This window comes from Aeromonas sp. LsrichE-8G, assembly GCF_022869435.1.
GTDB classification, from domain to species: domain Bacteria; phylum Pseudomonadota; class Gammaproteobacteria; order Enterobacterales; family Aeromonadaceae; genus Aeromonas; species Aeromonas caviae.
Map to the genome: position 1 here is coordinate 40,012 of NZ_JALIHH010000043.1, position 12,263 is coordinate 52,274.

Annotated in this window: 12 protein-coding genes; 2 read left to right on the plus strand and 10 right to left on the minus strand. The window is 63.3% G+C overall.

What is annotated here, in order from left to right; translation table 11 throughout:
- Window positions 1-62: 62 nt before the first annotated feature.
- Window positions 63-1,196, minus strand: coding sequence for a tRNA (uridine(54)-C5)-methyltransferase TrmA (gene trmA, locus MUW49_RS08700; RefSeq protein WP_244812625.1), 1,134 nt, complete (start codon window positions 1,194-1,196; stop codon window positions 63-65).
- A 169-nt stretch (window positions 1,197-1,365) separates the two neighbouring features.
- On the opposite strand from trmA, the gene MUW49_RS08705 reads away from it, so the two are divergent.
- Together MUW49_RS08705 and MUW49_RS08710 are read left to right on the plus strand one after the other, a co-directional pair.
- The gene (locus MUW49_RS08705; protein WP_161469590.1) at window positions 1,366-2,487 is read left to right on the plus strand and encodes a DUF5610 domain-containing protein; all 1,122 of its coding nucleotides are present in this window, start codon (window positions 1,366-1,368) and stop codon (window positions 2,485-2,487) included.
- A gap of 94 nt (window positions 2,488-2,581) precedes the next feature.
- Entirely contained in the window at window positions 2,582-3,115 is a 534-nt protein-coding gene (locus MUW49_RS08710) for an ATP--cob(I)alamin adenosyltransferase (protein WP_104452114.1), read from the plus strand.
- Window positions 3,116-3,267: 152 nt separating this feature from the next.
- On the opposite strand, the gene malZ is transcribed toward MUW49_RS08710, so the two are convergent.
- From malZ to MUW49_RS08755, 9 genes are all read right to left on the minus strand, one after another.
- Window positions 3,268-5,097, minus strand: coding sequence for a maltodextrin glucosidase (gene malZ / locus MUW49_RS08715; protein WP_029314873.1), 1,830 nt, complete (start codon window positions 5,095-5,097; stop codon window positions 3,268-3,270).
- Between the two features lie 245 nt (window positions 5,098-5,342).
- On the minus strand, window positions 5,343-6,191 hold the full coding sequence (locus MUW49_RS08720; protein WP_113977665.1) for an HDOD domain-containing protein: 849 nt from the start codon (window positions 6,189-6,191) through the stop codon (window positions 5,343-5,345).
- A 69-nt stretch (window positions 6,192-6,260) separates the two neighbouring features.
- A complete protein-coding gene (locus tag MUW49_RS08725; RefSeq protein ID WP_010676067.1) occupies window positions 6,261-6,680 on the minus strand; it encodes an META domain-containing protein in 420 nt (139 codons plus the stop codon).
- Window positions 6,681-6,858: 178 nt separating this feature from the next.
- Window positions 6,859-8,220, minus strand: a complete 1,362-nt coding sequence (gene yegD / locus MUW49_RS08730) for a molecular chaperone (protein WP_039039669.1) — start codon at window positions 8,218-8,220, stop codon at window positions 6,859-6,861.
- A 104-nt stretch (window positions 8,221-8,324) separates the two neighbouring features.
- The gene (locus tag MUW49_RS08735) at window positions 8,325-9,314 is read right to left on the minus strand and encodes a 2-hydroxyacid dehydrogenase (protein ID WP_052815787.1); all 990 of its coding nucleotides are present in this window, start codon (window positions 9,312-9,314) and stop codon (window positions 8,325-8,327) included.
- A gap of 77 nt (window positions 9,315-9,391) precedes the next feature.
- Window positions 9,392-9,871, minus strand: coding sequence for a CreA family protein (locus tag MUW49_RS08740; RefSeq protein WP_041214236.1), 480 nt, complete (start codon window positions 9,869-9,871; stop codon window positions 9,392-9,394).
- A 21-nt stretch (window positions 9,872-9,892) separates the two neighbouring features.
- A complete protein-coding gene (locus MUW49_RS08745; RefSeq protein WP_043153437.1) occupies window positions 9,893-10,339 on the minus strand; it encodes an Mpo1-like protein in 447 nt (148 codons plus the stop codon).
- A gap of 227 nt (window positions 10,340-10,566) precedes the next feature.
- Window positions 10,567-11,427 (minus strand): hypothetical protein, encoded by an 861-nt coding sequence (locus tag MUW49_RS08750; protein WP_010676062.1) that lies wholly within the window; start codon window positions 11,425-11,427, stop codon window positions 10,567-10,569.
- Window positions 11,428-11,583: 156 nt separating this feature from the next.
- The gene (locus MUW49_RS08755; RefSeq protein ID WP_010676061.1) at window positions 11,584-11,970 is read right to left on the minus strand and encodes a TraR/DksA C4-type zinc finger protein; all 387 of its coding nucleotides are present in this window, start codon (window positions 11,968-11,970) and stop codon (window positions 11,584-11,586) included.
- Between the last annotated feature and the right edge of the window lie 293 nt (window positions 11,971-12,263).

The window sequence follows — 12,263 nt, forward strand, 5'->3', positions numbered from 1 at the left end:
CCGTGCCCTTCAGTGGCCATAGCGGCTCCGGCTGCCATGGAGCAGCCGGGGAACAGCCCGGATCAGCCGCCCTTGCGCTTCAGGTACACCCCGGCTTCCATGTGGTGGGTCCAGGGGAACTGGTCGAACAGGGCGAAGCGGGCGATCTCGTGGGTTTCACCGAGCACGGCCATGTTGGCCTGCAGTGTCTCGGGGTTGCAGGAGATGTAGAGGATGTTGTCGTAATCCTGCACCAGCTTGACGGTGGCGTCGTCCAGACCGGCCCGGGGCGGGTCGACGAAGATGGTGTTGCACCGGTAGGCGCCAAGATCGACCCCCTTGAGGCGGTTGAACTCCCGCTCACCGCGCATCGCCATGGTGAACTCCTCCGCCGACATGCGCAGGATGATCAGGTTGTCGACACCGTTGGCGGCGATGTTGAACTGGGCGGAGTCCACGCTCGGCTTGGCGATCTCGGTGGCCAGCACCTTGCGAAAGTTCTGCGCCAGAGCGATGGAGAAGTTGCCGTTGCCGCAGTAGAGCTCCAGCAGGTCCCCCTCGCTCTCTTTGGTCACGTCCAGGGCCCAGCCCAGCATCTGCTCGTTGATGGCGGCGTTGGGCTGGGTGAAGCTGTTTTCCACCTGTTTGTAGACCAGCTCGCGCCCCTGCACGGTCAGGCGTTCGATGACGAAGTCATCCCCGAGGCAGATCTTCTGCTTGTGGGCGCGGCCAATCAGTTGCAGCTCGAACCCCTTGGCACGCAGGTCGGCCTGCAGCGCCTCGGCGGCCGGCTGCCACTCGTTCTCCAGCTTGCGGTGGTAGAGCAGGCTGACGCAGATCTGGCCGGACTGGGTAGAGAGGTAGTCGATCTGGAACAGCTTCTTGCGCAGCACGGGGTGCGGGCGCAGCCCGGCCAGCAGCACAGGCATCAGCCGGTTGATGAGCAGGCTGGCGGTGGGGAAGCTGTCGACCCGGATGATCTCCTTGGTGGCCGGTGCATACATGCAGTGGAAGAGGTCATCCCCCTCGTGCCAGATGCGGAACTCGGCGCGCATCCGGTAGTGCTCGGCGGGAGAGGCGTGCAGCTCCAGCGCGGGCGGATTGAAGGGGGCGAACAGCTGGGTGAGGCGATCGCGCTTCTCGTCGAGCTGGGCCTGGTAGTCGGCAGGAGTCCGTCTGCCCTGGGCGTCGGCGGAAGAGGGCTGGGATTGAGTCATGGATACCTCGCATGCACCGGGCTGAGCCGGGGAAAGACCGGGGGAAGGCCGCAGCCAACCAAAGGGTGGGGATTTTAAAAGGCCGTTGCGGATTGTCCAAGTTTTTTGTGGTCAAGAAGTGGCCAGTCGGGCCGATAACCGATCCACCACTATAGGCGGGAGAGTAATGATGCAAATTGATGGCATGGGCGCAGCCCAACCCAAGGGAGTGGGCATTGCTCCCAAATCGCCTCAACAGACGGAGTCGAAGACGGCGGACAAGGGGGATGAGGTCTCCCTGAACAAGCCCCCGAAATGGGCCCAGGTGCTGATCCAGCAGGCGCTGCAATTTGCGCTGGAGATCAACGGCCAGGGCTACAAGGCACCCAAGGTGCAGGAGCCCCAGGAGGTTACTCCGGAGACCCTGTTCGATTTCCAGTCGGTGGCGGACAACGTGTTGCAGTTCGTCACCGGGCGGATAGGCGCGGCCCGTGCGGACGGCAAGTCCGACGACGACCTGACCAAGATGATGGAGCAGGCCCGCAAGGGGGTGGACAAGGGCTTCGGTGACGCCAGGAAGCAGCTCGGTGACTGGGCGGACAACGAGGACATCAAGACCGGCATGGATCAGAGCTACAAGATGATCCAGAAGGGGCTCGACGAGTTCGAGAAGGAGTTCTTCGGCAAGGTGTCGACCACGGATCTGGGGGATGCCAGGATGGCCAGCCACCAGCAGGCCCTCCTCGAGATCGAGACCCGGGACGGGGACAAGGTGATGCTGCGCTTCAGCGACAGCTGGCAGTTCAAGTCCCAGAGCGATGGGGGTGGCAGCCAGTTCAGCCTCAAGTCGAGCCAGAGCTTCGACTTCTCCCTGGAGGGGGATCTCGACAGTGCCGAGATGGATGCCATCGGCACCCTGGTCAAGGGGCTGGACGAGCTGGCCGGGCAGTTCTTCAAGGGGGGCGACGGCAAGACCCTGGCGGACGGGCTGAGCGGGCTGCAACTGGATGACAGCCAGCTGGTCTCCTACTCCCTCAAGCTCAAGCAATCGGCCAAGTTGAGTCAGACCTACCAGGGGGCCAGTTCCCTGCAGGAGAGCCTCAAGCCCCTGGCGGACTACCTGCCGAGGCTCAGCCGGTTGCAGCAGCAGGCCGATGCCCTGCTGGCCCCTTCCCAGCAGGAGGCGCTGACGCCCACCGTGCTGGCGGCGCGGGGTCAGGACGGGGCGACCCAGGGGGCAGGCTTCATGGGCTTCAACCAGCGGATGCTGGAGGCCATGCGGCTGCTTGGCCAGCAGATGGCGACCGGCTAGTCTGGCGACGCCCCCGTGATGCTGGCGGGGGCAGGGTGTTTGCCAGCCCGTCCCCGGGCTGGCACACTGCCCTTTTCCCCAGCCCGGCGATGCCATGAACCCCAAGAAGCCAAGAGACAAGCGCGAGCTCTGCTACCCCTTCATCTTCGAAACCCAGTTCCAGTGCGACTACGAGATCGCCACCGACGAGCTCTGCTGCCAGGTGGGGGCCGTGCTCTCTCATCTGATACCGGATGAGGATACCCAGCCCGTGATGGCGGATCTGGCGACCCTGCAGCGGCTCATCTACAACCTCAACGGCTCGGTGCGGGGACGGCTCGGCATCTTCGAGGAGGATCTGGACTGGCTGAAGGGACGGTACGATCACTACAACGAGGCGAGTCGCGGCCGGGTGACCGGCTTCGTGCTGCCCCAGGGGCCCCAGCCCATTCCCACCCTGCACCTGTGCCGCTGTGGCAGCAAGAAGGTGGTGCGTCTGCTGGTACGCCTGGAAGAGAGCGGCGTGCGCTTCGATCCCATCCTCTATCGCTTCGCCAACCTGCTGGCCAACTTCTTCTTCGTGCTCACCGTCTACCTCAAGCAGGCGTGGGATGTGACCGAAGTCCCCTATGTCAGCATCAACTACTGATGAAGAGATGATGTTTGATGTATTCGTCGCATCACACATGGCGGCGTAGGGCTATCGGATCGAAAAACAGCGATGAGGCAGCATCCGCCACTTCGGGGGATGCAGGCATAAAAACCGGCGCCCCGAGCGCCGGTTTTCTATTGCCGCTATCCCTAGCTCGACAGCAGTACCCTGGCGGAGTTGGCCGGGATCGTGAGCTGCACCTCCCCCTGCACCACCTCGAACTTGTCGCCGTTGAAGGCGTCGGTGAAGCGGCTGGCGGGGCTGGCGGTCTGCCACAGGGGCAGGCTGATGGTGCGCGGCTCCGTGGGGTGGCGGTTGCAGGCGACCACCACCTGATCGCTTTGCAGGGTACGGGCGAACACATAGCTGTGGGGGCCGGCGTAGAGGGTCTGGATGTCTCCCCGACGCAGGGCCGGGCGCTGGCGGCGCAGCTGGATCAGGCGGCGATAGTGGTCGTGCAGCACGTGATCCCAGTCGGTGGTATCCCAGGGGAAGCAGCGGCGGCAGTCCGGGTCGTTGCCGCCGGAGAGCCCCACCTCGTCGCCGTAGTAGATCGAGGGCACACCGATGTAGGTGATGAGCAGGGTGGCGGCGAGTCGCATCCGCTGCTTGTCTTCCCCCAGCAGGTGCAGGAAGCGGGCGGTGTCGTGGCTGTCCAGCAGGTTGAACTGGGCCAGCTGGTTCTTGAACGGAATATGGGCCCGCGCCAGCTTGAGCCAGTGATCCAGCTCGGTGGCGCTGATCTTGATGGGGTGATAGGCGATGTCCTGCCCCGCCAGGAAGGCGCGGATGGGGTGGGCGAAGCCGTAGTAGTTCATCGCGCCGTCCTCCTGATCCCCCTGCAGCCACTGGCTCGCCTCGAAGAAGTGCTCGCCGAGGACGTAGGCGTCCGGATTCTCCTGCTTCACCGCGCCGCGAATGGCGCGCACATGGCCGCGATTGCCCTCGGCAGTGCCCCGCTCCCCCAGCATGTGGATGACGTCGAAGCGCCAGCCATCGATCTGATAGGGGGCACGCATCCAGTAGCGCAGAATGGCGTTGTCTGCCCGATAAACGGCGTCCTGCACCTGTTCACTTGAGAAATCCAGCTTGGGCAGGCTGCGGATCCCTTTCCAGCTAACATAATCCCCTTCTTGATCGAAGGTGTAGAAGCTGCGCCAGGGGGAGTCCGGGTTGCTCTGGGCGCCCAGCGGCGGGCAGAACCAGGGGTGCTCGGTGGAGGTGTGGTTGACCACCGCATCCAGGATGATCCTCATGCCGCGCTGGTGCAGGTTGCGGGTCAGCTCGGCAAACTGGGCATTGGTACCGAGGTGCGCATCCACCTTGAAGTAGTCCTGGGTGTCGTACTTGTGGTTGCTCGGCGAATCGAAGATAGGGTTGAGGTAGAGCGCCGTCACCCCCAGGGATTGCAGGTAGTGCAGTTTGGCGTCGATGCCCGCCAGATCCCCGCCGTAGAATTCACAGGCGCCGTGCCCCTCTTCGTGGCGGCTGACCGGCTCGCCCCAGGCCTTGCTGATGACCGCCTTGCCCCTGTACTCGTACTCGTGATGCTTGACGCTCAGCGACGGGTCGCCGTTGCAGAAGCGGTCGGGGAAGATCTGGTAGAACACCTGATCCTGCACCCAGGCCGGGGGCTGGTGATGGCTGTTGAAGCGGAAATGCTGCTCCCGCGGCGGCATGGCGGCACTGACGCCTGCCCCGTGCAGCCACCACTGCTCCTCGTCGGTGAGGCACTTGAAGCAGTAGAGGTGGATCTCCTGCCCCCTGGCCAGCGGCAGTTCGACCTGCCAGACCTGAAGCCTGTCCCGGGTGGCGACCGGCGTCATGGCGACCAGATACTCCTCGTTGTCCGGCTCGTGGCGCAGCCACACCTCGCGGATGGGGGCGTCCAGCTCGCTGAACAGGGTGAGCTGCAGGGTGTCGGCACTCTCTTTGAACCAGGGTGCCGCCTGGGGGTGAAACAGGAAGGGATGGGTCATGGTATCTACTGTGTCAGAGAGGCTCAGGAATGGGGGATGGGCGCAGGCCATCTTATCCCGTCCATGGGCGTGTGTATGTGACAACCGGCCAGAATGAGACGGTGCTTCCGGCTTGGCTGGGCGGTCTGCCGTGACGCGATTGGGTCAGCAAATCGGCCAGGGCGTTGCCCTGTTCGTGCAGCTGTTCGAGCTGATCCGCCAGAATGAGACGGGGATCCGGCTCCTGCTGATCGGCCGTCGTACATCTACTGGGTCAGCAAATCGGCAAGGGCGTTGCCCTGCTCGTGGAGCTGCTCCAGCTGATCCGCCAGGCTGGCGGGATCCAGCCCCAGCTGGTCAGCCAGGGTTCTGGGGAAACGGGCGATGATGGCCTGTGCCGGTACGCCGGCCTGCCAGGCGAAGGAGACGAAGACGGCGAGCCGGATGAGCACGGCCTCCTTGCTGACCGGATCGTGGGAGAGGGGGTCGAGCTGCTGGTCGATGGCATCCACGAAGGCGGGCGACAGGTTCCAGCGCCGCGCCAGCTCTGCGCCGAGCTGGGCATAGTCGTAACCCAGCATCTCCCGCTGGGCATCGACCCGGCTGCTGCCTTTCTCGATGGCCAGATTGATGAGCCCCGCCTCTTCCGGCAGGGTGCTCTGGATCAGCAGCTCGCCAATGTTGTGAATGAGGGCGCAGGTGAAGGCGGTCTCGGGATCCACCGAGGTGGTCTGCTGTGCCAGGGTGCGGGCAATGGTGGCGACCTGGAAGGTCTGGGTCCAGAAGTGGAGCTTGTCAAAGCCGGGAGGGGCCTTGAAGCTGCTGATGATGCCGGAGGCGACCACCACGGAGCGCAGGCGGTTGAAACCGAGGCGGATCACCGCCTGTTCGATGGAGGTGATTTCATTGCCACGGCGCAGGGCAGCGGAGTTGGCCATCCGCAGTACCTTGACGCTGATCACCTGGTCCATGGCGATCTTGGCCGCGATCTCGTCGATGCGGGCATTCTCGTCGTTGAAACTCTGCATCAGCTCGTGCAGCAGTTTCGGAATTGTGGGCAGTTGCTTGATCTTGCCAAACAGGCGATCCATCGACATGGCTGAGGCAGCCTCCATTGCTAACAATGCCTCATATTGTGCCACAGCCTGGCCAGTTGTTCCTGCTGGCGAGCGGTTTTGTGAGCCCTAGTACACCCAGTCTTGAAGCCTGTATTCCAAACGGTGCCGTTTTCCCTGGAGGATCAGGGTCTGGGTGGAACCGCTCAGTGTGGCCCCCTCCGTCAGGGTGGCGAGCACGGCCTGCTCTATCAGATCGAGTTCGGGGGGGCAGGCCATGGCGGTGCTGCCGAGGCTGGTGACCCAGAGCTTGTTCCCCTTGAGGTGACCCTGGCCGAAGTAGCGGTTGCAACCGGCGATGCCGTTGACGGTGAAGTGTTCACCGATCTCGATGTCGGGGGGATTGCTGCGGCGGCTGGCGATGGCCTGGCCATCCAGCCGATCGAGCACCCAGTGATGGTGTTGCAGATCTTGCGAGGCAAAGCGGGGAGCACTGCTGCAGGCGCTGAGCAGAAGCAGGGCGAGCAGCAGTAGCAGGTATCTGGGCATTGAAGGGGCTCCGGTGGTGGGTATGACAAGCATACCCGTCCCCGGGCCCGGGCGGCAGGGTGAGGGGGGAGGAGCCCGACCGCTTCTGTCGCCCCGGGGGAAGAGGGGGTGTCGGCAAATGGCAACATCCGCCCCGAGCGAACCTGTCTACCGGTTGCCCATGGCTCCCCTGGCCGTCTCAGTCCGCAAACAGGCGCTCGGCATAGCGGGCGAGGCCCGAGGCCACCGAACCGAAGTCATCACCCCCCTCCAGCGGTACCTTGGGCAGTTTCTGCTGGATGAAGGCCTTGATGAGGGGGGAGCGGGCACTGCCGCCGGTGACGAAGACCCGGTCAGGCTGCACGCCTGCCGCCAGGATAGCCTCGTCCATCAGCTCGCCAATCTTCTCCAGCAAGGGGGCGGAAGCACTGGCCAGCTGGGGGCGGGTGAGTGCCGCCTCCAGCCCTTTTTCCAGCTCGTTCAGGGTCTGGTGATTGTGCTCGTGGTCGGAGAGGGCGATCTTGCCCTGCTCGGCGCGCCACACCAGTTGATGGCTCAGCTTGTGGGCCCGCAGGCTGGCGAGGCGCGGGAGCTTGCTGCCGGGCTGGCTGTCGAGCTGGAGATCCTGCAACTGGCGGGCGGTATCCAGGCTGTAGAAACGGCTCTGGGCACTGACGTCATTGATGGCGGCGGCGTCCCAGAACAGGGGATGGGGCAGCGGCTTGCCGGTCTTGAGGGTCTCGTGCATGCCGAGCAGCGGCATCATGCCCTCCACGGTCAGGCGGATGTCGAAGTCGTTGCCCCCGATGCGCTGGCCGCTGTGACCGAGCAGATCGCCGCTGCGATCCAGCTGGTCACGGTGGCTCGGGCCCATGCGCAGTACGGAGCAGTCGGTGGTCCCGCCCCCGATGTCCACCACCAGCACCACCGCATCCTCGGTGAGGCGCGCTTCGAACTCGAAGCCGGCGGCCACCGGCTCATAGAGGAACTCCACCCGCTCGAACCCGGCGAGGCGTGCCGCCTCCCTCAGGATGGCGATGGCCTGGCGGTTGCTCTCTTCCCCCGCCAGTCCCTGGAAGTTGACCGGTCGGCCGATCACCGCCTGGCGGATGGTGCTGCCCGTCTGCTGCTCCGCCTCCCGGCGCACGTGCAGCATCATGGCGCAGACGATGTCCTCGAACAGGGCGATTTGGGGAGCCTTGAGGCCATAGGCCCCGAGAAAGGATTTGGGGGACTTGATGTAGTAGCCCTCGTCCGGCTCTTCCAGATAGCGCGCCAGCGCCGCACCGCCGAAGCTCAGCTCGTCGATGAGTCCCTCTTCGCGCATCTGGCGGCGCACCGCCTGGGCCCGGGTCACCACGGGACCGCGCAGCTTGAGGTATTCGCTCTGCTGGACGGGGGCCAGGCCTTCGGCCAGGAGGCCGGCGATGGCGTCCCGGTGGGGGGCGTGCAGGGTGGAGGGAAGGTAATGGGAACCGGAGAGGGTCAGCAGCCTGGGGCTGCCCTGTTCCATCACGGCGACGGCACAGTTGGAGGTACCGTAATCAAATCCGATGAACATGCTGGCCAGACTCCTGTACAAAAAAGGGCTGGTAGCCTACCCGATGCCGCCGGGTCTCACAACCCGGCGGCGGGATCAATGGCGTGGCGACAACGCCTCAGGGATCACTCCACTTCGTTGTCAGAGCGGCCCTGGCTCTCGATGGCCTGGATGTTGCTGAGGGTGGTGTCGGCGATGGCGTGCAGCGCCTCCCGGGTTAGGAAGGCCTGGTGACCGGTGAACAGCACGTTGTGACAGGCAGACAGGCGGCGGAAGACGTCGTCGGTGATCACCTCGTTGGACTTGTCCTCGAAGAAGAGGTCTTCCTCCTCCTCGTAGACGTCCAGTCCCAGGGCGCCGATGCGGGAGGTCTTGAGGGCCTCGATGGCGGCGTTGGAGTCGAGCAAGCCGCCCCGGCTGGTGTTGATGATCATCACCCCGTCCTTCATCTTGGCGAAGGCCTCCTTGTTCAGCAGGTGATAGTTCTCCTTGAACAGGGGGCAGTGCAGGCTGATGACATCGGACTGACGGAACAGAGTATCGAGATCCACGTACTCGGCACCCAGATCGATGGCCGCCTGGTTCGGATAGGGATCGCTCACCAGCAGGCGCATGCCGAACCCCTTGAGGATGCGCAAGGTGGCGATGCCGATCTTGCCGGTGCCTATGATGCCGGCGGTGCGGCCATGCATGTTGAAGCCGACCAGCCCCTCCAGGGAGAAGTTGGCGTCCCGGGTGCGCTGATACGCCTTATGGATGCGGCGGTTGAGGGTCATCATCAGGCCCACCGCATGTTCGGCAACGGCCTCGGGGGAGTAGGCAGGCACCCGCACCACCTTGAGTCCCAGCTCCTTGGCGGCGGCCAGATCCACGTTGTTGTAACCGGCGCAGCGCAGGGCGATGACCCTGGTGCCGTACTGCGCCAGCTCGGTCAGCACTTCGCGGTCGGCATCATCGTTGACGAACAGGCAGACCACGGGGAAGCCGTGGGCGAGACGGGCCGTCTTGGCCTCCAGCCGCACGTCGAAGAACTCCAGTTCATAACCGTACTGGGCGTTGGCCTGGTGGAAATGTTCCTTGTCGTAGCTCTTGGTACTGAAAACGGCGACTCTCATGGTGCGCTCTCCGTAGATAATGATGTGGTTAAATTACAACAAATAGTGACCGTCATCACGGGATAAGTGGTGCTGTTTCAACCCCAGGGCATGATGGGGACGGCACTCACTGCACTCTTGTACGAACCATCCACCAACTTGGTGCTGTAAGTCAGATAGACAAGGGCATTGCGCTTCTCGTCGTAAAAACGCACCACCTTCTGCTCCTTGAACACCAGCGAGGTGCTGACATCAAACACCTCTTCCCCCGCCTTCAGCTTGGCGGGCAGGGTGATGGGGCCGATCTGGTGGCAGGAGAGGGAGGCGTGGGAGGGATCTTCCGCCAGCCCGAGTCCACCCTTGACGCCGCCGGTCTTGGGGCGGGCCAGATAGCAGGCGACACCGGCGATTTTAGGGTCGTCGAACGCCTCCACCAGGATCTTGTGGTTGGGTCCGAGCAGCTTGAAAGCGGTGCTCACCTCGCCGACGGGATCGGCCTTGTCGGCCAGCACCGGGCCGGCCATCAGTGCCCCCAGCAGCAGGGGCAGGGTGCGAGCAAGGGTCTGAAGATGTCTCATGGTCTCTCCTGTTAGCCTCCCTCAGAAAGGGATGCCCAAACGACGATAGAGGCTGGCCAGCACCCAGGCGGGGCCTACCAGCAGAAATTGCAGGTCGGTGAGAAAGGAGGGGCGTTTCCCCTCGATATGGTGACCGACGAACTGGGCTATCCAGAACAGCACGAACCCGATGAGGGCAGGCCACAGCAGCGGCCCCTGCCAGACGTGGCAGAAGGCCAGTCCCAGGGCGGTCAGGGCCGTCATCCCCGTAAAGATCGTCAACGACAGCCGCAGGTAGAAGACCAGCACCGGGATGGCCGCCAGCTCCGCCCAGTTGAGGGACGCTGGCAGGGGACCTGCGGGCAGGCACCAGAGCAGTGCCAGGATGCAGAGGTAGATGCCTGGCACCGCCACCTTGTGGATGGCCACATTGACGGGGTGTTGATGGCTCTGGCCATAGTCGCGAAACCAGTCATCCAGTCGTTTCATGGCACCTCCCTGGTGCGCGTATTGAGGCCGGGCGACCTCGCGTTCCTGTGCGTCTGCCCACCGGATGGGATGACCCGCGGCTGATCACGCTCCCGGCGGCGGATATTCCCAATGCCGGGATACCGTGTCCGTTCATGCTCCCGGCGGCGGATATTCCCAATGCCGGGATACCGTGTCCGTTCATGCTCGCAGCGGTGGATATTCTCAACGCCGGATATCGTGTCCGTTTACTCCTGCGACGGTGGATACTCCCAATATTGGGCCGGAATGCTTTTGAGCAAGGGGGTCATGTCGGGATTGGGCAGGGCGATGGTGACTCTCTGCTCCAGATTCGCGCTGGCCAGGGCCTCGCGGATCTTGGGGTTCTCCCGAAAGAACGCCATGAAGCTGCCGTCGGCATAGGCGCGCTCGAGGCCGGTCTGGATCGCCTTGGCCAGCTTCGGCGACTCCGGGCTGACGAAGAAGAACTCGGCGAAGGGGTAGCGGATCAGCAGGTGCTGATCGATCACCAGGTTGGGATATTGTGCCGCCAGCTCGCTGCGTTCGGCGAAGATTTCCACCAGGCCACGGGGGAAGAAGTCCAGCTTGTCGCCGTCATTCATCAGGCGAAACAGGTTGCTGTAGCGCCCGGCATAGGTGGGAATGCCTGCCAGTTCCAGGATCTTGTTGTCGGCCCAGCCCACCCCCTGTGCGGCTTTCAGTTTCTTGAGGTCTGCCAGGGTGTTGATCTGGTTGAACCGCTCCTGGGCATCGGCGTGGATGAAGGAGAGGCGCAGCCCTTCCAGGCCACGAAACAGCGGGATTGGCACTGCGGTGAGGGAGGATTCCAGCGCGCTGGAGGTACCCATCCAGAACACATTGATGACCTTGCCCTTGGCAAGCGCCTGCTGGAGGCTGTACTGGTTGAGATTGAGGTCGACCCGCTCCAGCTTGTAGGGCTGCCCGGCGTGGTTGAGCGCCAGTTCCAGCAGCTTGAGCTGGTATTCGTTGTCGAGATCGTTGATCGGTCGGCTGGGGACCTTGACGGTGAGCGTCTGTGCTTGTGCCAGCAATGGCAGGCACAAGCACAGCCTGATGAGCCATTTCACGCTTTGATCTCCTGTAGGATCCGGGACTTGCCCGGAGTCTAACAGAAGTTGTCACGCTCTTGCTGTGAAAGGGGCCGGGGATCACCCGGCCGCGTCATCTTCGGGCATGGCTTGCCCTGTGCCCGGCTCGTACCGAGGCCGGGCTTGTTCGCCGCATCAGGCGACGCGGCGGAACACGTGGGTATCGTTAAATTCCTTGGTGCTCTGGCACTCGACGCAGAAGCGGGACTCGGGCCGCGCCTGCAGCCGCTTGAGGGAGATCTCGTCGCCGCAGGATTCGCAGTAGCCGAAATCCCCTTCGTTGATGCGCTTGAGCGCCCCCTTCAGCTTGCGCAGATGCAGCTTGTCGTGCTCGATGCGGTTCAGCTCCAGACGGCGGGCCTCCTCGACGCTGGCGCGATCGATCTCGTCCGCCATCTCGTTGGTATCGGTGGCGATAGCCTGGCTGGCCTGGGAGTTGAGACGTTCTTCGAGCTCGAGGATCTGCCGCTCGATCTGGCCCTTGTAAAAGGTCAGTTGGTCTTCTGTCATGAAATCACACATACGGTTTGCTACCAGTCAGTTTCCCAATGTTACCCATTGATGGGGGCTGTCTGTCGTCAGACCAAGCCCTTGTATCCCGATTTGCACCAAATCCAGGCAGGAGAGTGCAAATCAGGGCGGGCCTTGTACCAAAAAAATGCAGGCATGCAAAGAAAATTGGATAAGGAGTGTGCGCCCTTGCAAAGAAATGAGCCTTCTCCGACAGGGGCTGACTGAGTATCGCGCAGCGGCTGTTCGCTATTGGCATCCGGCTTGCAGTGGGCTGATCGTGACACAAAGTGTTTAGTATTTGG